The sequence below is a fragment of the Thiomicrorhabdus indica genome (genome assembly GCF_004293625.1).
GTDB lineage: Bacteria > Pseudomonadota > Gammaproteobacteria > Thiomicrospirales > Thiomicrospiraceae > Thiomicrorhabdus > Thiomicrorhabdus indica.
In genome coordinates this window covers 222,649-246,720 of record NZ_CP033040.1, presented here as the reverse complement: position 1 = coordinate 246,720, position 24,072 = coordinate 222,649, and the positions used below count along the sequence as shown (strand labels likewise).

Sequence of the window (24,072 nt, the reverse complement as noted above, 5' to 3'; positions counted from 1 at the left end):
TTAAAGAACAAGAAACCTTACTCTTTCTCTTGCAAAGTTTCCCAGTTGACTTCGCATTCACCTTTGGCAGTCGCAATATAGGCTGAGTTGCCGCTAATCGTAACTGACATTGCCATCGTGCGCTCAAGCATACTAGAAAGCGCTTGTATTTCACTCCAATCGAAGCGATAAACATCCATGTTAAGTTGAGAAAATTGCGATTGACCTTGTTCCCACCAAACATCGGATTTGCTATTGAAGCTATAAACTTTAACTTTCTCAGCTTTGCGTGTCGCTTTTTTCAAACGCTCAAAAGCCGGTTCTCCCATATCAATCCACAGCGCCAATTGATCATCTAAAGTCGTTACTGAAATCGCAGGATCATCAACCTCACTCAACCCCGCGCCAAAATCTAAATACTCCTGTGCATTTAAACAATAAGCGAGTAATCGCGCCATCATGCGCTCATCATTTTCTGAGGGATGCTTGGCGACGGTGAGATTCAACGCATCATAATGCCCACGGTTCATATCAGAGAGAGAAATATTGAATTTATAAATGATTGGTTTCAGTGCCACAGGGTGCCTTATCTTTGGAAATCAGTTAAAACAGAAAACGGTCGTAGATTATTACAGAAACTTTACCGGCCGGTAGCTTATGTTTTAAATTGATTTCCTCAAAACGAAACCACTCTTCGTCGATAAACAGCAATAGAAATTAATAGCAGACAAGCCAATGTGACCACCACGGGGAACAGTACAGTCGTGAGCGAATAATTCTCAAGCGCCAAGATCACCAATACATTACGGACGCCTAACAAGATAAAAAACAACAGCTTTTCAGAGTAAGGAAAGCGATAAACCTTCCTTAAGGTTGGACCAAATCCCAACGCATCAACAGTGGTTAAAATCACCACCGCCCATAAAGGATCGGCAGTGAAGTACCAAAAAGGCAGCGATGACAAGGCTAAAACCAAAAAGCCCCAATCGGAACGAGTAGCACGAATCTCACCTTGCTGTAGATAAGCCATGAACGCAATCCACAATGCAATCATGCCCGACAAACCGATGGACCAAGCACCGGCTCCCGCATTGTCTTCCATCTGAGCCAAAAACACCACACAGGTCGCACTGCCCCAAATTACCCACGAAAAAACGTGCGGCTGACTAGTATCCGTGCGAATGGACTGAATATAGGGGTAAAAAGCCACAAAGGTAATGAGAATGGCTAGCAGACTAAACCCTTCCTTCAACATTATCGAATCAATAAAGCTTCTCCGGTAACTGACGAATTTATTTATAACTTTTTATCACCCAAGGCTTCTTAATTCATCTAAATCACTTGGCTTTCTGGCATTGTCTAGAAAAGATTGAATTAATTCAAACTATTCACCGAATTTAGCGTTCAGGAGTACAATATTGTTTTCTTTTTATTGCGACAGGCTTTCCCTTTGACACACTCTTCCACTGCTTTTTCCGAACTCAACATTCGTCCTGAATTAATTGCTGCACTCCAGACTCTAAACTTTACTCAGATGACCCCAATTCAGGCCCAAAGCGTGCCGTTTATTTTGCAAGGCGAAGACCTTATTGCTCAAGCAAAAACCGGCTCTGGAAAAACAGCCGCGTTCGGTTTGGGATTGCTGCAAAACCTAAACCCCAAATGGCTGGGCACTCAAGCATTAATTTTGTGCCCAACACGTGAACTTGCGGAACAAGTCGCAACCGAGATTCGTAAACTCGCCAGTCAAATTGAGAACGTCAAACTGCTGACCCTTTGTGGCGGCACACCTTTTAAACCGCAAGCCGCCTCACTCGAATATGGTGCCCACATTGTGGTTGGAACACCTGGGCGAATTGAAGACCACCTGCAAAAAGGCACCCTTAACTTAAACGATTTGGATATATTGGTTCTCGATGAAGCCGACCGCATGTTGGAAATGGGCTTTCAGGAATCCTTAGAAACCGTCATTAATCATACGCCAGAGTCTCGGCAAACCTTGTTATTTAGTGCAACCTTTCCCGAGTCCATTCAACAGTTGTCAGCACATATTTTAAAGAACCCGAAACACGTGAAAGTCGAGTCTGTTCATAGTGACAATGCGATCCGTCAACATTTTTATGCTGTAGCAAACGAAGAAGAACGCCAAAAAGCGGTAAAACTTCTGCTCATGACACACCAAACCACTTCGGCAGTCGTGTTTTGCAATACTAAGCGTGAGGTGCAGGAACTGGCTGACAATTTATATGCCGATGGTTTCAGCTCAATCGCACTGCATGGCGATTTGGAACAGCGTGAACGCGACCAAGCCCTAATTCAGTTTGCTAATCAAAGCGCGACGGTTCTGGTTGCAACCGATGTTGCCGCTCGTGGCTTAGATATTGACTCGATTGAAGTAGTGATTAACTATCATTTAGCTCACGATCCTGAAGTCCATATTCACCGTATTGGGCGCACGGGTCGTGCAGGTAAAAATGGCTTTGCATGCTCGTTGATTAGCACCAAACAAAGCGATAAACAAAACTATAAAGTCGCTCTGCTTGAAGAAGCGCTCGGCATTAAAATAAAAACAGAAGCATTGCCAGATGCTTCCGTCTTGATGCAGCGCCCATTGAAAGCACCAATGGTAACGCTGATGATCGACAGTGGTAAGAAAAATAAGATTCGTCCGGGTGATATTTTGGGGGCACTCACTGGCGATGGAGGCATTAGTGGCGATGCAGTCGGTAAAATCAAAATCACCGCACAGCGCTCATTTGTAGCCGTTGATAAAAAATTCAGCCAAGAAGCGATAAACAAACTCAATAACGACAAACTCAAAGGCCGAAAAGTTCGTGCACGATTTTTAAACTAACCTAGTGCCTAACCTAATGCCATCCAAGCTTGAACTCTGAACTAAGTTTTAAAAGTGACTTCGCTATATAAGCCTAACTTACCGGTCTTTACCGGCCGGTAAAAATTCATGGTCATTATTCCTCAATTGTGCAAACTTTAAGTAATACTCCCCAACCGTCTAGCGAATCCTATCGCAGCAGGTATACTCGACTAAGCTCTTAATTCATGAGGAGGAGAGTATGCAAGATACAAAAACACGTTATGGATTTCTAAGTCGTTTATTGCACTGGGGCATGGCTTTTTTAATTACTTGGCAATTTATGAAGTTTTTTGACCGAATCAATGAAGGTGAACACTGGATTGGTGAAAACCTAGCGTCTTGGCACGTTTCCATTGGTTCTTTAATACTGCTGTTCATTCTCTTCCGCCTTTTCTGGGCAATTAAGCAAAAAAACAAACGCCCACAACCTGACGCAGCAAGCCGAATTGCCGTGAAAGCCGGACATGGCCTACTGTATCTGGGCATGCTCGTCTTGCCAATCACAGGCGTAATGATCATGATTGGTAAAGGTTACGGCCTTGATCCATTCGGTATCGAACTCGTCGCTGGTAGCGAAAATGAAATCGCCTGGATGGCCGCCATTGGCAGTATCCATTCACTGATTGCTTGGGCTCTATTAATTTTGGTTGCTGGACATATCGCAATGGCTCTTTATCACCGTTTTGTCAAAAAAGACGATGTCATGCAACGCATGTTGTAGTGACACATCATTAAAAGTCCCCCCCTTGCCCCATTTTATATGGGGCATTTTTTTCACCTCGATTCAATTTAATTCCCACCTATGTGCATCTCACAAGCCTTACAATACCTTTCAGCTGCATTGGCCATTTTTGAGAATTCACATGACACCGCTGACTCGCACCACGCTTTTCCAAACCGCACTGTTCACTTTTTTATCGATGGTCGCTTTTGCCGCCAATGCGATTGCCTGCCGGTGGGCGCTTGACGCTCAACTCATTGACCCAGTGACTTTTACCAACATACGGCTCGGTTCAGCCGCAGCGGTTCTGTTTGCTATTCTGTTTTGGGTGAATCGGCACACTCAAAAAAATACCACACCTGAAAGCCGAGGAAGTTGGCGCTCTGCTGTGTATTTATTTATCTATGCGCTTACCTTTTCTTACGGCTATGTCGCGATCAGCACTGCTAACGGTGCGCTGATTCTCGCAGTGGTCGTTCAATTGACCATGATTGGCTATGCTGTTCGTAAAGGCGAGCCTCTGCATTTTGCTGAATGGATCGGTGTGGCTTTGGCATTATTAGGCTTGTTGTATTTAATGTACCCAAAACTAAGCACCCCTTCTTGGTGGGGGCTGGTGATGGTAATCATTTCTGCTTTCACTTGGGCTCTGTATAGCTTGAACGGTCGCAAGTCTCAGAATCCGTTGCGTGATACCGCGTTTAATTTTTACCGTACTTTACCCTTTGTTGTTCTGGCGACAATCATTAGCCTTATACTGTTTCCAAATACCTTTATCACCACTGATGGCCTCTGGCTAGCGCTGTTTTCAGGAGCAGTGACTTCTGGCCTTGGCTACATCTTATGGTACAAGGCGCTCACCCAACTTTCTTCCAGCATGGCTTCTGCTTCACAATTACTGGTACCGCTAATGGCCGCATTGGGAGCCAGTTGGCTCTTGACCGAACCAATCACGCTGCGTTTTATATTGGCTGCACTTTTAATGCTTGGTGGTATTGGTCTAGTCATTCACGGCCGCAATCAATATCGTCGAGCTGCCTTGAAACTTGCAAACACCTCGCGTTCAGAGGCCAATTAAAATCAAACAATGCTTTTTAATCGGCAATCAACTATGCATATTAGGAATATAATGTTGCTATCAGTCACAGAACAATAGCTAAGATACTGTTTAAGATGGCTTTGATTGTGGAAATAAAAAGAGGCGAGAAATAATATGATTGTTTTCAAAACCAAACATCATGCTGATGTCACCATGTTTGACCAGCATGCGTTGAATTTGATCGGCCTTATGGGACGCAGTGAAACCGTGCCAGGCGCATTAAACGCTGATGAAGTTCAAGCTGCGCTGAATACCTTAAGAAAAGCGTTAAGCACGGCGAGTGCAAAAACAGGCGATAGCTGGGATGACGATTCAGTGAGCTTGTCACATCGCGGTCGACCACTCCTAGACTTATTGCAAAATGCTGTCCAAGAGAATGAACATGTCATTTGGGAAAATACCTTAGTATAAAAGCAGTTGACCGGCCGGTGTAAACCCCAATATCGCCCTAAAAACGAGAGGCCCGAATGAAATTCCTCAACGCTATTTTTCGATTGTTTGGCTATGAATGGGTTGAGGACAAGCGGCCTAACCTCAAAAACCAAGACGAAGACCTTATCGCCAACGAAGGTTGGGAGGATCTCTATGAGCACTCGCCACGTTATCGTTTGCAAAAATCGCAGTCGATCGACGACAAATCAGACCAACTCTGAGTCACCTCAACTTTTTCGAATGAACTTGAGCGTTGCACGTCTGACAAGCGGTGAAACCACCATTACCGCCGGAAAAGCTACCACAAAGGCTGTCCACCAAGCATGAAACCAGATAGCTAGAAAGTTCTCTGGTATCCCGATATTTATCGCACTAATGACACCAGACATTAAGAAAGACATAAACAGTGCCATGAAAAAAGCCATTAAGACCGGTTGATATTTTGGGTCGAACATAATCACTCCTTTCCATTTCAAAGCCGTAAAGTGTAATACTCGCTACACTTAATGTCTAGCTGCAACCAACCTTTTTAATTCCCACAATCATAGCAGGCGTTGACTTCGAGGAGCTCCCCCTTTCATGGACTGACAACACCACTATCCACTGCAGCTTGTATGATTAGCGGAGGCAATTCTTCCAATAAACGTGAATCGATTGGTTTTGGCAAAATATAGTCTTTCCCAAAACTTAATTCCGTCAAACCATAAGCCTGCAAAACCTCTTCTGGAACAGGTTGCTTTGCCAAATCACATAGCGCCTGAACGCAAGCCAGTTTCATCGGCGTATTAATCACTTTTGCCCGACAGTCCAAAGCGGCACGAAAAATATATGGAAAACCCAAAACATTGTTCACTTGATTGGGATAATCACTTCGACCTGTACCAATAATCACATCTGTGCGAATTGCCCTAACATCCTCTGGCAGAATCTCAGGATCAGGATTTGCCATAGCTAAAACCACAGGATTCTCAGCCATCGATAACAACATTTCTTTCGATAACAGACCTCCTCTGGATAACCCTAAAAACACATCTGCGTTTTGCATGGCATCCATCAAAGTCCTCTTCTCCGTTTCCACCGCAAACACCTGTTTATAAGCATTCAAATCCGACCGGCCGGTATAAATCACGCCTTTAGAATCGAGCAATAAAATATTCGATTTTTGCGCACCAGATTCAATTAATAAATCCAAAATTGCCATGCCTGCTGCACCCGCCCCCACGCAAACAATTTTCGCCTCCGCTAGAGTTTTTTGCTGAATTTCCAGCGCATTTAACACAGCAGCAACCGTAATCACCGCTGTGCCATGTTGGTCGTCGTGAAAAACTGGAATATCGAGTTCCTCAACTAAGCGACGTTCAATCTCAAAACATTCCGGCGCTTTAATGTCTTCTAAATTGATACCACCAAACGTCGGTGCAATCGATTTCACCACCTGCACAAACTTTTCGACATCCGTTTCATCTACCTCGATATCAAAACTGTCGATATTAGCAAAACGTTTAAACAACAAAGCCTTGCCTTCCATGACCGGCTTGCAAGCCAAAGCGCCGGTATTGCCAAGCCCCAAAGTGGCCGTACCATTGGAAATCACCGCCACCAAATTACCTTTAATCGTCAAATCATAAACCTTATCCGGTTGATCTAAAATCGCCTTCACCGGTTCTGCAACTCCGGGACTGTAAGCTAAACTCAAATCATCCTGAGTATTTGCAGGCTTGGTAATTTCCACAGATAATTTACCGGCCGGTAATTGTTGGTGATAGCGCAATGCAGCTTGCTTCATGTTTCTCTCTCTCTCGTTTTTAATAGGAAATTTTAAGCGCCATTCGTAAAAAATCGTAGTACTATTATTTTTCTGGTTGTTTAAAGGTATCCAATTTGTGAGTCACAAAAGCATCCAAATTCCTTCTGTTTCAATCATCTTCAGTGTTATTTCGGTGCTGGTGAGCATTGCGTTTGCCATTAATATGCTGTTTATGTATCACCAAAACAAAAATTTGCTGGCTTCTGAACTGGATGCATTGCATCAAAAAGTTGAAGATTCGTTTCAATATTCGATTGAAGACTTGAATGAACGTTTTGGCCTTTTGATCGCACACTACACGCAAATGCCCGAAATCACTAAAGCCATTGAACAAAAAAATCGTGACAAACTTCAACGCTTAGTTGAAGCCGATTACCAAACGCTTAAACAACAAGAACCCAACCTTTATGTCATGCATTTTTTTGACACCAAAAATGTCACCATTTTGCGGATGCACAAGCCCGAAAGTTATAACGATGATTTAACCGACATTCGACCGATTGTGGATGAAGTCAATCGGACCAAAACCCAAATGAGTGGGTTTGAGCCCGGTAAAAATGGCATTACTTATCGCATCACGACCCCAGTTTTTAATCCACAACATCACCACATTGGGGTTTTGGAATTTGGCGTTCGGCCTGCCTATTTCTCAGAACGTCTTAAACAGCGCAACGATGTCGCTGTGCGGACACTGGTTAAAACCACCAGCTTGAAAAGCCTGACTTATCAAACACATTTTAAACAAATCAATGACTATTCAGTCGTCATGAGCGACCCAATTTTCAATCAACTATCCATCGACCATCAACACTCAAAACAAGTGATTGAAAACGACGATGGCGTCTATTTGGTGCTATCCAATATCTTTTTAAATTCTTATGATGACCGTCCAATCCTGCAGTTTCAAATCATCAAAAACATTTCGGGGTCTTATGCGGAATACAAACGCAATAATCAAATGTATATCACCCTGAGCTTAGCAACTTACGCCTTTTTCTTACTGTTTTTATATGTCGTTTTCCAACGCTTTCAAAACAACCTTCATCAAGCGATCGAACTATTGCGTAATTCGGAACGTCATCGTCGAAAAGTCACAGACATGAGTCTAAAAGACGAATTGACGCAGGCCTTTAATCGACGCTATTTCAATCAAGTAATGGACGAACTCTATAGCGGTGGTGAATTAACGAATACACCCTATTCAATGGTATTTTTCGATATCGACCATTTCAAACAAGTCAATGACACCCATGGTCACTTGATCGGCGATGAAGTCTTGATAGAGCTAACAAAAGAAATCAAATCGCATTTCCGTGACGGTGACCAGCTGTTTCGCTGGGGAGGTGAAGAATTTTTTGCTCTGCTTGCCGACACACCATTATCACAAGCCATTAGCATTGCCGAACGTTTTCGTGTCTCGGTGCAAAACAGCCATCGCTGGCCGGAAAATATCCACCTCACCATTAGCTTAAGTGTTGTTCAACTGCAGCAGAACGAATCGCCTGAAAGCATGCAACACCGACTAGATGAATTGCTCTATGAAGCCAAAGCATCGGGTAGAAATCAGGTAAAACACGAATCTCTTAAATATTAACCGGCCGGTAATAAATGACGGCAACCCTGATTTTACCACCAACATTTTACTGAACGTTTTTACCCTATCTTTGCGCCCTTAGGATAAGTTGAAATTCCCGTCTTTAAATCTACTTCAATCGTTTTTTGAATCCACCTTTTCAAACCGAGTAAAATATCGCCTCAAAAAATAGGAGCATTGCAATGGCGGGTTCATTATTCGATCAATTAAAAAAATCTGGCTTGGTAGATGAAAAGAAAGCCAAGAAAATACAACGCGAAAAACAACAACAAGCAAAAAAACAGAAGGCAAATAAATCTAAAAAGGGCACCGTTGAACAATCCGAAGCCAGCAAATTGGCTCAAAAAGCAGCAGCAGAAAAAGCCAAACGCGATCAAGAGCTGAATCAAAAACGCCAACAAGAGCAAGCGCAAAAAGCGCGCCAAGCGGAACTCAAACAGATTATTGAAAGCAATCGTCTAACAAATTTTGAGGGGGATATTAGCTATCATTTTGCGGATGGCGAGAAAGTGCAAAACTTACACGTCAATGCCAAGACACAAAAAGGTTTAGCCAATGGTCAACTGCAACTGGTGCACTTTAATCAAGGATATGCCATCGTTCGTGCAGATGCGGTGGAAAAAATTGTGCAGCGTGACCCAAATGCACTGGTGAAAGGAAAGTCCCTAGAAACCGAACTATCGGAAGAAGACAAAGACTATTATGCAAAATTTGAAATTCCAGACGATTTAGTTTGGTAAATCATAAAAGCTTTACCGGCCGGTCAAAAAAACCACGCTTTGTGACCGGCAAAATTGTCATAAACCTTACAAAACCAGCAACTCAATAAGTTAGGGTCTGATAAGCTTATACCTATTTACTCATTAAGACTCATTACAACTGGTGACCCAATGAAAGCTTTGCTGACAAAACTTGCCTTTCCTATTCTAAATGCCTTAGAAAAGTCCGAAGGCTCTTATGAATACAGCCCCTCACACAGAACGATTCTCAAAGTCATGGGGTTTTTATTTATGGTTATTTCAGCCGTTGGACTGTACTTTTCCATGAAAATCGAACAATGGGCCGGTTTATTTCCAGTGATCTTATTTGCAGGAATAGGCATTCTCTGCTGGATTGTCGCCTTTTTAGGCAGTGACAAAGCGGTCAGTAAACTGTGGCGAAACCGTAATGAATAAGCTCACTCAAAAACTGGGCTCACTGCTTCTCTTAGGTTTTGCATTGAGCGCCAATGCCAAGGAAACCTGCTCGATTCAGCAAAAATGGTTAAATCTAAACTATGACCATTCAATTGATTATCAAAACAAAAACGTCTCCACGGATTTCTTTTTATTGATGTTTTCCAACTCAAAGCGCTTTTGTGAACACATGCAACGCAAGGCCCAAACCGATAAAGTCCCCTTCCAATGTGAATCACCGAATCAATTCGGCTGGGTCGTGCATGGTCTTTGGAGTGAAAATCAAACCGCCTATGTCAACGGAGATAAAAAAGGACACCCTCGTTTTTGCAAAGGCGACTTGCCTAAGGTTGAATTGTCAAAAATGGAACCCTACTTGTGCATGAGCCCAGGTACTCGTCTTTTGCAAGGTGAATGGGAAAAGCATGGCGCTTGCGATTTTCCAACATTCAATGCCTACTACCAAAAAACCCTTGAACTATACCAACGTTTTAAGATGCCACCCGTCCATTTAAAATCAAAACCAGCAATGCTTTGGATGAAAAAACAACATCCAGAACTCAAAAACACATGGATGCACCTAACACGCAATGAATTCGGCATTTGCTTCGATAAACAGTTTAATGTTATGAACTGCCCTAAAACACGTCGATAACGATGACTTGGCACATCGCTACCTCAAACAAACCTGAAGTTTTATGGCAATTCATCTCTACCGGCCGGTCAACTCTCGCCAAAATTGAATCTGTTGAGTTTATTGAATCGTCAGATCAAACAGCTAACATCCGCTATCAAACGGTTTTGATAAATTTACCCAGATGGGATGAATACTGGAAACAAGATGCGTGCAACTTTGTCCCCAACAATCTCCAGCACTTTCCTCAACACTGCTGTAAAACCGAGGTGGCCTATCAAGCTGAACTCGCAATGCATCGACAAAAAATCGAACGCTGGGAAAAAGAGGTTCCCCAAACCGGTCGCGTTCCGGCAGTTTGTTTTGAAAACACACTGGTTGAAGGTCGCTTAAAAATTAAGCAAGGACGCCATCGAATTGCCTACCTTCGCCAGATTGGCTTCTCAGTCTTTGCGGCAGCAATCCCAATCAATTTACTGCCCCTTTTTAAAGAGAACCACTTAATCACTGAGATGTAACTTAATGAATTTAGGAACCATAACCGGCCGGTATTCTTTACTAACGGCTTGAATTTGACCCTTCAAAGGAAAGGCTGAAAGAAGCAACCACTTCTTAACAGCCAGCGAACAAATCCGCTAAAATACCCAAAATTATTTTATTGGAGACATTAATGAAACGCGTTGAAACGTTTTTTGAAGGCCTACTGTTTGCTAGCCGCTGGCTAATGGCACCCGTCTATTTCGGACTAGTCATTGCCATGCTGATTTTGCTATTCAAATTTGGGAAAGAATTACTGACCTTGGCATTGAGCTTAAGCGAAGCGACGAGCGGCAATATTATTACAGGTGTTTTGACCCTAGTTGATGTTGCACTGATTATGAACCTACTGATTATTATTATCTTCAGCGGCTACGAAAACTTTGTCTCTAAAATGGATTTGGGCAATCACGAAGATCGTCCTGAATGGATGGGGCATATCGGTTTTTCCGACTTAAAGATCAAAGTCATCGGTTCGATTGTCGCAATTTCAGGGATCGAACTCTTAAAAGCATTTATGAATGTGGACGAATACACCGATAAACAACTGGCTTGGTTAATTGGACTTCACGTGACATTTGTTTTCTCTGGCGTCATGTATGCACTCATGGATCGTTTGGGGCATTCAAGTTCAAAAAAAACCAAATCGAGCGACGAATAAAACGTAGTGCTCATTCCCAACCTTCTGAGTAGCACGAGATTTTCCTGCCTGTTTTTGCTACTCAGAAAGTATTCACATCAACATTTCCGCATAAAAACTAGTTTTTTTCGCTTCATATCTTGACCAAAGAGTCATTCTTCATTAACTTGAAACATTCAGTAAACGGGTTTATTAGTAAGATATACTTTATTATCAATAAAACCGCCTTTAACGCACTCAAATAAGGAATTAACGATGCAAGTTAAAAGCTTATCGCGATTTTTACGGAATTTAGCTCTACTTACACTACTTTTAACAGCATTTAGTGCATCTGCAGTCACAAAAAAAGCGATCCTGAGTTTGTTGAAATCATTGCAACCCAACAAATGATTGGAAAATTGCAAAAAGGCGGCTATGTGCTTTATATGCGCCATGGTAATACCGACAATAGCCGCCCAGATCGCACACCTAAAGTTGACTTAAACGACTGTAATACACAACGCACGCTGAGTCTAAAAGGCATTCAAGTAGCCACCAAGGTTGGTAAAAATGTCCGCATAGCGAATATCCCGATAGGTGAAGTCTTTGCCAGCCCAATGTGCCGAGCAAAAAACTCTGCCCAGTATGCTTTTGGACATTTCACACTCGACAAAAATCTCATGTACACTGGCAATATGACCTCAGCAGAAAAAAAACCGGTCATCGCCAATACTCGCCGTTTAGTCTCAACACCTGTGACACCTGAAAACACCAATCGCATTCTAGTTGCTCACGCCCCAAATATGATGGACTTAATGGGCTATTTCCCCGTTGAAGCGACACTGGTGATTTTTAAACCAAAAGGAAATAATCAATTTGAATACATCGGTAGCATTCGTCCACAAGACTGGAACAGGCTTTTAAAGGTGGATTAACCGGATTATGCTTCGTCTGCGTTTTTCTACCCTCATACTCTTCCTGCTCCCAGCACTGATTGTGCTAGGCATTGTCGTCACCCTCAGTGTTTTTGCGATGAATGAGTATGTACAGCAAAAAGAACGTAATCAAAAGATTGTCGAACAAACCGTAGAGGATCTGCAAAAAACCATTGGCTTCATTGAAAGTGTTGGACAACAATATTCCCGTTTAAATGATCTATTAATCGCTACCAATAAAGGACAATTAAGCCATGCAGAGGCTTACCTTATCCATTCAAAGATGGTCGACAAATTATCGGTAACAGAATCACAACTTATCAACGTCAAAAAGCAGCTAACTCTTCTGAATGAACTCGACATCCCTTTGGATACTTGGCAGAAGACCTTCAATAATTTTAAAAACTTTTCACTGATGGCCTCAGACATGGTGGTAATCGATCCGAGGACCTCCAAAAACTACATCGATGCTGCTCAAGCTGAGTATTTCAAATTCGTTGATGAATCTAACACCTTGTCAAAACTTCTCACGAAATACACCAACGAAACCTATGAATTGAGCAACCAAAAACTCGAAGAGAGCTTAAATTCAATTTATTTACTTGGTATTTCTGGCCTTATATTCGCTCTAATTGTGGCTATCATCTCGGCCTCAAAGCTCTCTAGTTATCTGCAAATCATTTTAGTTTCACTTCGTGAATTAGCTGCATTCAAACAAGAAGTGCCAAAACTTGATGCCATCAAGAAAATGGTTAAACACACTCGCGGCGAGCTAAAACATTTGGGCACAGCGGTCCTGAAATTTAAACAGACACTCGAGCTGAATAAACAAGAAGAAGCTCGCATTTTCAAACTGGCTTTTTTTGATGACCTCACCCAATTACCCAACATGCAGTCATTGAAAAAAGACCTTCAACAACACTTGACGAATGCGCAAAACCACCAACTTAATGGTATTTTAATTAAGCTGAATATCAACCGCTTTAAGGTTTTTAACAATGCTTTGGGTTATGACTTTGGAGATCGGATATTAGTCGAGGTGACAGAACGGCTTAAAAATTTTGCCAGTGAAAACAGTCAACTTTACCGAGGGAGCTCCGACGAATTTTTCATATTGATTGACCCCCTTGAAATCGAGGAAGATGCACTTCAAAGCCTCCTTCAAGAAACGATTACCCAAATCAAAAACTTGTTTAGCAGCCCCTTTGAAATCGATAACGAAAGCCTTATGCTTAGCTGCAACCAAGGGTTGATTGCTTTCCCGACAGATCTTCAAAACTCGCCTACAGAAATTATTCGAGACGCAATGATTGCACTGCATAACTCTAAGGAATTAGGAAGTAACCAAGCGGTTATTTTTGAGTCACAGCTCAGTAAGCAAATCACTGACAGTTTTGAACTGCAAAAAGATCTTGAAAAGGCTATTAGCGATAACTCACTTGAATTTTACCTTCAATCACAAATCCACTCTAAAGAGAGCCTACCTAGAGCAGAAGCACTCATTCGCTGGAACCACCCACAGCGTGGCTGGATACGACCAGATATTTTCATCAAACTGGCCGAACAATCTCACCTGATAATTGAAATTGACAAGTGGATGCTGTCTCAAGTTTGTCAATTTATTGCTGAGCAGAAAACACTCGGTAAAGAACTGCATATTTCGGTCAATATTTCCGGCCACCACTTTTCGCACCCTAACTTTATTGAACACATACAGACTATTTTTGCTCAAACCAAGGTAGATCCAACACTGTTAACACTCGAACTCACCGAAAATGTTTTTTTAAATGATTTCGGCGCGGTTGTGAGCAAAATGCAACACTTAAAAGCATTTGGAGTCAGGTTTTCAATTGATGACTTTGGGACAGGTTATTCATCATTAAGCTATTTGAAACGCTTGCCAATGGATGAAATTAAAATTGATCGAGCATTTATCAAAAACATCACACATGACAAAGAAGACCAAACATTGGTAAAAGCAGTCTTTGAAATGGCCAAAACCTTTAATTTAGAAGTTGTGGCAGAAGGTGTCGAAACCGCTGCTCAAGAAGCGACGCTTAAAAGCCTAGGCAACCCGATTATCCAAGGCTTTTTATACGCTAAACCAATTGAGCACTCACAATGGCTCGCGGAGCTCGACACTTAAATAGTTAGAGCAGCAAAAGGTAACATTAAAAAATCATTTACCGGCCGGTCAATATCCAACAACGGGTTCAGCTTTAAGGCTTAATCCCTAATTTGCCTCATTTATGATCACCATCTAAGTAAGCCTTGGTTAGTTTCAACATGACCGGTGACAACACCAACAAAGCAATCAAATTTGGAATTGCCATAAGCGCATTCAACAAATCGGCTAGGATCAGTACTGTATTGAAGTAATCCGACAACGCAGCGCCGGCAAAAATCATTAAAATCCATAACACTCGATAGGGTGTGATCACTTTTGTGCTCATTAAATACTCTGCGCAACGCTCACCGTAATAACTCCAACTGAGTAAAGTAGTAAACGCAAACACCGCTAAACTTAACGCCACGATAACCGCGCCGAAATTACTATCCAACCCCTGACTAAATGCATGAGCAGTTAGAACCGACCCAGTTTCCCCCGAAGTCCAAACGCCGGTCACAAGGATCACCAAGGCCGTCATAGTACAAATAATAATTGTATCGATAAAGGTTCCAAGCATGGCGACATGACCTTGCTGAACTGGACTATTGGTTTTAGCCGCGGCATGTGCAATCGGTGCTGAACCCATTCCAGCCTCATTAGAGAATACGCCACGCGCCACACCAAATTGAATCGCTAAAATAATGCTTGCTCCCGCAAAACCACCTACTGCAGCAGAGCCTGAAAAAGCACTGTCAATAATCATGACAAATGCATTTGGCAAAACATCGATGTTCAGTATAAGAATCCACAAAGACACACCAATATAAAGCACTGCCATAAGAGGTACTAAGGCGGTGGCTGTTTTGGCAATACGCTTGACCCCACCAAACACAACCAAACCAATCAGCAACATTAGAACAACACCCGTCAGTTGGTTATTAATCGAAAAAGCTTCAGTCATTGCTCCAGCAACAGCATTTGCTTGAACCAAATTCCCTATACCAAAGGCGGCAATCGCCCCGAACAATGCAAAGGCAACCGCCAAGCCCTTCCATTTTTTGCCCATGCCGTTTTCAATATAGTACATGGGCCCACCCACATGACGTCCATCGACATCCGTTTCTCGATAATGCACAGCCAACACAGCTTCGGAATATTTAGTTGCCATACCAATTAAAGCGGTCATCCACATCCAAAAAATCGCGCCAGGACCACCAATGAATAAAGCGGTAGCAACTCCGGCAATATTCCCTGTTCCAACCGTCGCGGCTAATGCAGTCATCAAAGCCCCAAAGGGCGGAATATCCCCTTCCTGTTTTGAATGCCTACCCTTCCAAAGCAAACGAAATCCATACCCTAAATGCCGCAAAGGCAAAAACTTCAATCGAATGGTTAAATAAATCCCAGTCCCCAACAACAGAGCTAGCATTACCGGTCCCCAAGCCAAAGCTCCGGCAGAAGATAAAAACTGATTAATACTTTCCATAAGATTCCATTTTAAGTTATTTGATAATGCATCAATTTTGACACCGAAATTGCATTCGAAATTACATTTTTCAACCCTAGGGTCTGTTGACAATTCAGACTTGACTCTGTTGCTGCTTAAAAATGCAGCAATCACGACGCTCAGAGCGCAGTTTGGTTATTCCAAATAAGCGATGAGCAACAAAGAGTGCGACATTTTTAAGCGCAACCCGTAGGGCTCAAGCCATTTTTGCCCCAGCAGTGTTAGAAATTCGCTCAAATAGAATAACTATTCCACGCTCTTTCTGCCTTGCTGGAACGAAAAATGGTTTGAGCAGAGCTTAATTATGAATTGTCAACAGACCCTAAAAGGCTTTACCAACTTTGTCTAGTCGCTACGATAATTTACTTTACACCTACCACGCCATTAAAAAGCTTTAATTTAACCAAACTTAACGTGTTCAAAATTCATGACAAAATCAATAAAGCTCAAAGGTTCAAAGTTAACGATGACCTGTAAATCCAGTATGATTAGACTTCCTCTGTAGAATTTCAAATCATAAGGACAGTCATGCAAGTGCTTGCAAAGCTTTTTAGAAAATCCCCTTGGTTGTTGGGATTGCTGACATTTATCGTTATTGTGCTTAGCATTTTACCAACTGCTACACAATGGGGCTTAAGTGCTTGGCTTAGCAAACACACGCAAGCACCCGCACACATTGATAATATCGACTTTAACCTTTTCACCGGCCGCTTAACCATTGAAAACATTTCGCTACAAAATCAAAACCAACCGCTGCAGATCGATCATTTTTCAGCAGATTTATCAATGCGCTCACTTCTTGACGGTAAGCTTTTCTTTGAAAACGCTTCATTAAAAGGCGTTCAACTTCCAATTCAACGACAAACTGAAAATTCTGAACTACTTATTGCCGGCTTCAAACTCCCTCAAAAAAGCAATGCCGAAGAAAGCGCAACAGCTCTAGAACTGCCAATTGCTATTGGGATTGAAAGCTTACACCTTCAGAATATTCATTTGAATTTGTCTGCAAATGAAACAACTCATCAGTTTCAAATACTGGATTTAAAATTAACCAAACTCTACTCTTGGGATCAAAATTTTGGGCGCTTAATCCTTGATAGCGAACTGGATACAAAACCGATCAATGCAAACTTACAATTACACTTATTTGCCAAACAACCGAAAATCGTCGGCACACTCACCGCAAAAGATTTGAATTTACAAGATGCTCAAGATTGGCTGCCATCTGAAATTCAATCATTTCAAGGAACAGCAAGCATCGATAGCACCTTTACTCTAGAGCAAACCGTCAATGGTTTAGCCCTGTATCAACGCGCAGAACTTGGTATCAACAACTTTGAAGCGGACATTGCCTCACAAAACATTCGCTACCAAAGCTTTTCATGGAAAGGTGACACACATTTATTCGTGGGTGAAACAAAAGGGCTAAAACTGCAAGGTGAAACATCCATTAATGACTTTCAAGCCAAACTGTCATCAAAGAATGAGAACGCACCGACACCTCAGACCTTAGCGGTTGACCTGAATAGTCAGATCAATCTGAACGCCCAGCTAGATAATGATTTAATCAAAATTCAACAAACTGGCCCAATACGACTGAATAACCTCTCATGGAATAATGACCAGCAAAAACTTACTACTCAATCTGTAAGTTTTGACGGTGAACTCTTGTGGGATGCATCGAGTCAGACGCTTAACGCAAACGGCGATTTAAACGTTGCTGAAACTGAATTTCAAGATTCATTACAACAACTGGCCACATCATTATCGGCCAAACTCAATCTCAAAGTTTTGCAAAACACGACAGGCTTATCCATTTCTCAGAAAGGAAACATTGGACTTTCTGACTTTGAATTTCAGACCGACGCAGTCAAACAAAACTTGTCAAAATTCAACTGGCAAGGCGATTTAAATATCCAAACTCAAAGCCCAGAAACAATACCGGCCGGTAAAGAAAGCCAAGCAAATGAAATCTCAATTCAAGCAACGGGAAACGTCACACTCAGCGACTCTCTCACCGAACTCCCCCCTTCTGGCAATTCCAGCTCCCCTGATTCAACACCGATTCGTATCAAGCAGAATTTTGCGAGTGCAATTAACTTGGTAAGTCAAATTACCCCGGAAACAATCAACATTGACCTTAAGTCAGACTCGAAACTTTCCAACATCTCACTTGAGCAAAACTCACATACACTAAAAGCACAACAAATTGCATGGCAAGACAAAACGATCGTCACCATTCCAAACTCAAAGTCAGAAACACCTGAAAATCAAATACCGCAAACGCAACTTCAATTAAGTACACAAGTCAGTTTAGAAGCTGAGCAATTAGAGCTTATGGCAAACAGAAATCATCCAATGGTCAAGACGAATACCCCCATTATTAGTCTTTCAAAACTAAATGTGGAACACATCCATCTCCCAAACTCGAGTACGATTAAATTATCACAACCTTCTCTACAAAACTTAAGCGTGTTCAATTCCCAACAGTCTGGAAAAATTCTTTCTATTCAGCAATCTCAAGTAGACCAAATTAATTTATCACTCAAGCCAATAATCAATGTTGAAGTCGGTCACATACTGCTACAAGGCGTCAGTGGAAACCTAAAGGTCAACCAAGATAAATCTCTGCAAGAAATCACTGTCTTACAGCAAAGCTTACTCGTTCAAACAGAGGAAAAAGCCCAAAAAACTCCGACACCTGAAGCAACGAAGACAAACGATTCTCCCCCCCAGATAGCTTTGGCTGATCTGACGATGACAGGAAACAACCAACTAAAACTTAGCATTCAAGAAGGCAACAAGCTGGTTGAACAAAATCTAACGTTCAACCGATTACATGTGGGCTCGATCAACACCTCTTCACCCGATTTCAAAACGCCTTATGAATTGAAATTAAACGTTGGAGAATTTGGCATGATCACATCCAAAGGAGAGATGTCACCTTTGGCCTCTCCGCTGTATCTCATAACGAATACGAAAATTGATGGGTTGTCACTACTTGAATACTCACCACTTGCTGAAAACAATATCGGCTATCAAATAGAAAGCGGTCAGTTATCTGCAAAGATTTCCGGCTCACTCAATCAACGAATTATCGACCTATCTAACAGTATCGATCTTTCGAAATTTACTCTTACCAAAGCTAGCAACAACAAAAGTGAAGACTTTGATAAAAACTTTCAAATGCCACTCAATGTCGGCTTAAGCCTTCTCAAAGACAAACAAGACAACATCCACCTCAAACTTCCAATTAAAGGCGACTTAAATAACCCTAATTTCAATGCAACCGACATTGTAGGAAAAGCGTTAAATGGCGCTTTAGGAAAAGCAACACGCGCCTATTTATTATTGGCATTACAACCTTTTGGCGCCTTAGCAATGGCCGGTGAATTTGCCTTTGACAAAATGAGTGCAGTAAAACTTGAGTCAATCGTATTTGAGGCCGCGAGCCCTCAATTAAGCACTAAAATGCAACGCTACCTTGACAAGGTAAGCACCTTACTTGCAGAAAAATCAAAACTGCAAATCAAACTTTGTACAGGTGCAAATGAACAGGATCGAAACGCTTTAAAGCAAATCAATGCTAAACCATCCAAAGAAACAACCAGTTCAAAACAGAACTCCACGCACTCCGAAATTGTAAAGATTAGCGATAACGAGCTATTAAAACTTGCCAAAAAGCGTCAAAATGCAATAAAGCAGTATTTGATTAAACATGGCGTAAAAGGTAGCCAGATTATTCTTTGCCAACCTAAAATATCGCCTGCAAAAGGATTGCCCGTGGTCGAAATGGGAATTTAATCACAACTAAGCGCAACCTTAGAGCAAGAAAAATGGCGCTCTGTTAAACTATATGGCTTGATTTTTTAGGAGTTCAAAATGGTCAGCGTTGATACATTCGGTACCGGCCCCTCCATTAGCCTTATTCACGGCTGGGGAGCACAAAACTCCGTCTGGAAAGATTGGGCTAAAACATATCTAGCACCTCATTTCACTATTTCTTTGATCGAACTGCCCGGTTTTGGAGAAAGTCCAAAAATTGAGAATATAAAAGAAGATGCTGATTTAGCGAATGCTTGGACACAGGCAATTATGAATTCACTCCCAGAAAAAACGCATCTGCTCGGTTGGTCTTTGGGCGGCCTTTTAGCGCAAAACATCGCCTTGTATAATCCAGAAAAAATTAAATCATTGATTTGCTTGGCATCAACACCGCGTTTTACGCAAACAGATAGCTGGTCTGGAGCAGTCTCACCCAAATTAATGGCGGATTTCATGCAATCCATTCAAGCCGATAGCTTGGCAACTCTAAAAAGTTTTTGGGCTCTTCAATTGCAAGGCAGTAATCTCCCGAGAAAAAGCGTTCGAAACTTTATTCAACACATGCAAAACTCAAAACTCCCAACTTTGACTGGACTTACTCAAGGTCTTCGGCTACTCAACCATTTTGATTTCCGACAAAGTGCGCAACGCTTTGAGCTGCCGGTGTTATGGCTATTAGGCGAAAATGACCCTTTAATCCCCTCTCAGGCGATTCGCGACTTTCACCAACATGCAATGAATTCTAAACAAAGCATTATTGCAGGCGCTGCCCATAGCCCGTTCATTTCCCACCCCGTTGAAACGGCGCACGCTATTATTGAATTCATCCAAACAACGAAACAGTAAGAAACCAAAATTTATGAGTCATCCTGCACACGTCAATCGTCAACATTTAAAACAGCATTTTAGCCACGCCGCTCCTACTTATGATGAAGCCGCTATCTTACAAAAAACTGTCGCAGAACGTATTGATGAACGCTTAGATTTGACAACAGTTGAGGCAAATAAAATTGCCGATATTGGAGCAGGAACAGGACTTTTAACTGAAAAATTAATGGTTCGATACCCTAATGCACACTTGTTTGCAGTTGATCTATCAGAGCAAATGCTCAAGCAAGCATCAAAGCGTTTAATCAAAGAAAAATCAAAACCGTTAGGTGCAATTGGCCGCATTTTCAAGCAAAACAAGACTTTACAGAACCTCACCCATAAAGTCGGAGCGCAGCTTATCAATGCAGATGCCTTTGCACTCCCTTTTGCCGATAACAGCTTGGATATGCTCACCAGTAATTTAATGCTTCAATGGTGCGATGACTTGGATGCAGTTTTTAACGAGTTTCGGCGCGTGCTTCGTCCAGAAGGCTTACTCATGTTTACCACCTTTGGTCCTGATACCTTAAAAGAGCTTCGTCAAGCTTGGCAAATAGCCGATGAAAGCTACGAACATGTAAACATATTTATCGATATGCATGACATTGGTGATGCGTTAATCCGCGCAGGCTTTGGCCAGCCTGTAATGGATGTTGAAAACTTTACGCTGACCTATGACAAACCAATCGGAGTGTTAAAAGATTTGAAAGCAATTGGAGCGACCAATGCTAGCCAATCACGACAGCATAGCCTGACAGGCAAAGACAAATTCGCAAGAATGTTAAACGCCTATGATGGCCTGCGGAAAGAAGGAAAAGTACCAGCAACTTATGAGGTCGTTCACGGTCATGCTTGGGCCGCACAAGAAGTTTTCAAAGGCCCTGATCGCGACCGATCCAATCATGTCGAAATTTCACTGGATGAATTTAGCCAGCAGTTGAAAAACTCAAATTCATTTAAATAGAATTCAAAGCATTTCTTGCGGATCCACATCAATACTCCAACGAACTTTTCTGGTGAGCGGGCTTTTATAAATCGCAGGTTCAATTGCGCTAAGTAATTGATGCAAAAGCTTTCGCGACGGACTATTCAGCATTAATTGGTATCGGAATCGCCCTTGACGACGTAACATCGGTGCTGCAATCGGCCCCCAAACATGAAAACTAGAGGCTGTCTTTTCTGATTGAATTTTAGGTTGCAACGCGAGCTCCAAGCCAGCTTTGATTGCCCATAAAAACTCACGTACAAGTGATTCATCATTTGCTTCAGCACGGATTAATATTTGATAAGCAAAAGGCGGCAATTGCGCTAGTTGACGTTCTTGCAATAGCGTTTTTGCCACTTGCGCATAGCCTTCAGTAATTAACTGAGTCAATATTGGATTTTGAGGATGACGACTTTGAATCAAGACCTCACCATTTTTTTCACTTCGCCCTGCTCGTCCTGAAACTTGCGTAATTAACTGAGCTAAACGTTCCGTTGCTCGAAAATCACAGCTAAACAACCCCTGATCAATCTCCAATAAACCAACCAGTGTTACATGCGGAAAATCGTGCCCTTTAGCCAACATTTGTGTACCCAATAAAATATCCGCTTGACCACTTTTTGCAAGATTTGTCATTTTTTCCATCGAACCTTTTAAGCGAGTACTGTCCCGGTCAATTCGCAACACCGATTTATCCGGAAACCACAATTTCATTGCCTCCTCTAACCGTTCTGTGCCTTGCCCTATTTTCACCAATTCCGAACTGTTGCACTTTGGACAATGCGTTGGTTCAGGCGCTTGATAGTCGCAATGATGGCACTGCAAATAGCCTCCATAAACACCTTGATGATAAGTCATATTCGCATCGCAACTCGGACAACTCATTTGCCAACCGCATTCATGGCACATTAAAACCGGAGCAAATCCACGACGGTTTAAAAACAACAAGACCTGATTACCCGCATTTAAGTGTTCTTCCATCGCTGACTTCAATGGCGCTGACACCCCTTCTTGAATACTTTCACCGCGAATATCTAAAACTTTGACTTTGGGCAACTGTGCCTCACCGGCTCTTTTATGAAGATAAAGACCTGTAAACCGACCTTGATTGACATTATGTAAGGACTCTAAAGACGGCGTTGCCGATCCTAATACAACGGGGACATTCTGCATTGCGGCACGACGTATCAATAAATCTCTTGCGGAATAGCGAAAGCCATCTTGCTGTTTATATGACAAATCATGCTCTTCATCGAGAATACATAGCCCAAGACTTTTAAATGGTGCAAAAATTGCCGAACGCGTTCCTAAAAGCACTGAAACCTCGTGATCTTTAATAACTTGCCAAGCACAGTGACGTTCACTGTCACTCATTCCCGAATGCAAGGTTGCTACCGGCACTTGCAAGTAAGCTTGAAAACGCTCAACCATTTGTGGTGTCAAACCTATCTCTGGAACTAAAACCAAAGCCTGCTTGCCTTGTGAAATCGCCCGTTCAATCATGGCAAGATACACTTCTGTTTTACCACTGCCCGTCACACCTTGTAACAAGAAAGACCCAAAGCGTTGGTTAACAATCCAATCAGACACCTCCTCAACCACAGAATTCTGTTCAAAGTTCAAAGGATGTTTTAAACGGGGTGGTAATTGAGTCGCTTGCCAACAATGGGTTTGCGATTGATTGACCCAACCTAGCTCTTGCCATTTACTCAGTGTTTTTCGCCATGCTGAACTCACGGCTCTTAATTGCTCATTCCTTACTAAGACCTCATCAGAACTTACCGAATAAGAAACAGCTTCGCCCTGCCAAGGATGAGATGAATCTGTAGCGCCACTCAAAGTCCACAATAGCTTCTTTTGAATCTCAGCCCTAGCGGAAATTTCGATACGCGCACCTTCAACTAATGCCCACACCTCTTGGCCCTGTTTTGTCGCAGTCTCACCTTCTCTCAAACGTTTTGGCAGAGCGGCCATTACGACTTCGCCAATTGGTTCATGGTAATACTGACTTGCCCATTCCAAAAAGGCTAAGTGCCCCGCATCAAATATAGGTACCTCATCCATCACAGCTTGAATGTCTTTGAGTTTTTCCAGAGCATATTCCGAGTTTTCACACCGTCTCATCACCAAACCAATTTTGGTCTGATTTCTAAAAGGCACCTTAACGCGTGAACCGGCACAAACATTCTCTATACCAGCCGGCAGAATATAATTAAGCGGCGATAAAAAAGGGCCTGGTAAAGCAACTTGAACAATGCGATGTGAAGCAGACAAAAAAGACTCCAAATAAAAAAGGCTCTACAAAATCATCATAGAGCCTTTTGGAAATAAGACGAACAAAATTGAATCCAGAGTGTTTACTGAAAAT

At 42.2% G+C, this 24,072-nt stretch carries 22 protein-coding genes; 16 read left to right on the top strand and 6 right to left on the bottom strand.

The genetic code is table 11. The features are described 5' to 3' along the window. Positions 1-17: 17 nt before the first annotated feature. Together D9T12_RS01010 and D9T12_RS01005 are read right to left on the bottom strand one after the other, a co-directional pair. The gene (locus tag D9T12_RS01010) at positions 18-557 is read right to left on the bottom strand and encodes a YaeQ family protein (protein ID WP_130536429.1); all 540 of its coding nucleotides are present in this window, start codon (positions 555-557) and stop codon (positions 18-20) included. Positions 558-655: 98 nt separating this feature from the next. Next, on the bottom strand, positions 656-1,234 hold the full coding sequence (locus tag D9T12_RS01005) for a hypothetical protein (protein WP_130536428.1): 579 nt from the start codon (positions 1,232-1,234) through the stop codon (positions 656-658). A gap of 195 nt (positions 1,235-1,429) precedes the next feature. Here D9T12_RS01005 and dbpA point away from each other — a divergent pair, with 195 nt between their 5' ends. From dbpA to D9T12_RS00980, 5 genes are all read left to right on the top strand, one after another. Continuing rightward, positions 1,430-2,833, top strand: coding sequence for an ATP-dependent RNA helicase DbpA (gene dbpA / locus D9T12_RS01000; protein WP_130536427.1), 1,404 nt, complete (start codon positions 1,430-1,432; stop codon positions 2,831-2,833). A 220-nt stretch (positions 2,834-3,053) separates the two neighbouring features. Beyond that, positions 3,054-3,575: a cytochrome b gene (locus tag D9T12_RS00995; RefSeq protein WP_130536426.1), complete on the top strand. Its 522-nt coding sequence runs from the start codon at positions 3,054-3,056 to the stop codon at positions 3,573-3,575. Between the two features lie 142 nt (positions 3,576-3,717). After that, complete coding sequence (locus tag D9T12_RS00990) at positions 3,718-4,653, top strand: DMT family transporter (protein ID WP_240693203.1); 936 nt, start codon at positions 3,718-3,720, stop codon at positions 4,651-4,653. 135 nt (positions 4,654-4,788) lie between these two features. Continuing rightward, positions 4,789-5,085 (top strand): DUF1840 domain-containing protein, encoded by a 297-nt coding sequence (locus D9T12_RS00985; protein ID WP_130536425.1) that lies wholly within the window; start codon positions 4,789-4,791, stop codon positions 5,083-5,085. A gap of 56 nt (positions 5,086-5,141) precedes the next feature. Further along, on the top strand, positions 5,142-5,327 hold the full coding sequence (locus D9T12_RS00980) for a hypothetical protein (protein WP_130536424.1): 186 nt from the start codon (positions 5,142-5,144) through the stop codon (positions 5,325-5,327). 6 nt (positions 5,328-5,333) lie between these two features. On the opposite strand, the gene D9T12_RS00975 is transcribed toward D9T12_RS00980, so the two are convergent. Together D9T12_RS00975 and D9T12_RS00970 are read right to left on the bottom strand one after the other, a co-directional pair. Beyond that, positions 5,334-5,561, bottom strand: coding sequence for a DUF2798 domain-containing protein (locus tag D9T12_RS00975; RefSeq protein ID WP_130536423.1), 228 nt, complete (start codon positions 5,559-5,561; stop codon positions 5,334-5,336). Positions 5,562-5,683: 122 nt separating this feature from the next. Then, positions 5,684-6,892, bottom strand: a complete 1,209-nt coding sequence (locus D9T12_RS00970) for a malic enzyme-like NAD(P)-binding protein (RefSeq protein WP_130536422.1) — start codon at positions 6,890-6,892, stop codon at positions 5,684-5,686. A gap of 97 nt (positions 6,893-6,989) precedes the next feature. Here D9T12_RS00970 and D9T12_RS00965 point away from each other — a divergent pair, with 97 nt between their 5' ends. From D9T12_RS00965 to D9T12_RS00930, 8 genes are all read left to right on the top strand, one after another. Beyond that, positions 6,990-8,507, top strand: a complete 1,518-nt coding sequence (locus D9T12_RS00965) for a diguanylate cyclase (RefSeq protein WP_130536421.1) — start codon at positions 6,990-6,992, stop codon at positions 8,505-8,507. A gap of 182 nt (positions 8,508-8,689) precedes the next feature. Further along, on the top strand, positions 8,690-9,247 hold the full coding sequence (locus tag D9T12_RS00960) for a DUF2058 domain-containing protein (protein ID WP_130536420.1): 558 nt from the start codon (positions 8,690-8,692) through the stop codon (positions 9,245-9,247). Positions 9,248-9,397: 150 nt separating this feature from the next. Next, a complete protein-coding gene (locus D9T12_RS00955) occupies positions 9,398-9,682 on the top strand; it encodes a hypothetical protein (protein ID WP_130536419.1) in 285 nt (94 codons plus the stop codon). Then, entirely contained in the window at positions 9,675-10,337 is a 663-nt protein-coding gene (locus D9T12_RS00950; RefSeq protein WP_130536418.1) for a ribonuclease T2 family protein, read from the top strand. The genes D9T12_RS00955 and D9T12_RS00950 overlap by 8 nt, the downstream gene beginning before the upstream one ends. Positions 10,338-10,339: 2 nt before the next feature. Continuing rightward, positions 10,340-10,834, top strand: a complete 495-nt coding sequence (locus tag D9T12_RS00945; protein WP_130536417.1) for a hypothetical protein — start codon at positions 10,340-10,342, stop codon at positions 10,832-10,834. A 152-nt stretch (positions 10,835-10,986) separates the two neighbouring features. Then, the gene (locus tag D9T12_RS00940) at positions 10,987-11,514 is read left to right on the top strand and encodes a TIGR00645 family protein (RefSeq protein WP_130536416.1); all 528 of its coding nucleotides are present in this window, start codon (positions 10,987-10,989) and stop codon (positions 11,512-11,514) included. Positions 11,515-11,879: 365 nt separating this feature from the next. Continuing rightward, positions 11,880-12,407, top strand: coding sequence for a histidine phosphatase family protein (locus D9T12_RS00935; protein WP_130536415.1), 528 nt, complete (start codon positions 11,880-11,882; stop codon positions 12,405-12,407). A gap of 7 nt (positions 12,408-12,414) precedes the next feature. After that, positions 12,415-14,553, top strand: a complete 2,139-nt coding sequence (locus tag D9T12_RS00930) for a putative bifunctional diguanylate cyclase/phosphodiesterase (protein ID WP_130536414.1) — start codon at positions 12,415-12,417, stop codon at positions 14,551-14,553. A 97-nt stretch (positions 14,554-14,650) separates the two neighbouring features. Here the strand turns inward: D9T12_RS00930 and D9T12_RS00925 are convergent, their stop codons facing one another. Next, entirely contained in the window at positions 14,651-16,003 is a 1,353-nt protein-coding gene (locus D9T12_RS00925; RefSeq protein ID WP_130536413.1) for an alanine/glycine:cation symporter family protein, read from the bottom strand. 549 nt (positions 16,004-16,552) lie between these two features. On the opposite strand from D9T12_RS00925, the gene D9T12_RS00920 reads away from it, so the two are divergent. The 3 genes from D9T12_RS00920 to bioC all read left to right on the top strand — a co-directional run bounded on the left by D9T12_RS00920 (position 16,553) and on the right by bioC (position 21,683). Beyond that, complete coding sequence (locus tag D9T12_RS00920) at positions 16,553-19,828, top strand: DUF748 domain-containing protein (protein WP_130536412.1); 3,276 nt, start codon at positions 16,553-16,555, stop codon at positions 19,826-19,828. 78 nt (positions 19,829-19,906) lie between these two features. Beyond that, entirely contained in the window at positions 19,907-20,695 is a 789-nt protein-coding gene (gene bioH, locus D9T12_RS00915) for a pimeloyl-ACP methyl ester esterase BioH (protein ID WP_130536411.1), read from the top strand. Positions 20,696-20,708: 13 nt separating this feature from the next. Continuing rightward, complete coding sequence (gene bioC / locus D9T12_RS00910) at positions 20,709-21,683, top strand: malonyl-ACP O-methyltransferase BioC (protein ID WP_130536410.1); 975 nt, start codon at positions 20,709-20,711, stop codon at positions 21,681-21,683. A 3-nt stretch (positions 21,684-21,686) separates the two neighbouring features. Here bioC and D9T12_RS00905 read toward each other — a convergent pair whose 3' ends face one another. After that, positions 21,687-23,978 (bottom strand): primosomal protein N', encoded by a 2,292-nt coding sequence (locus tag D9T12_RS00905; RefSeq protein WP_130536409.1) that lies wholly within the window; start codon positions 23,976-23,978, stop codon positions 21,687-21,689. Between the last annotated feature and the right edge of the window lie 94 nt (positions 23,979-24,072).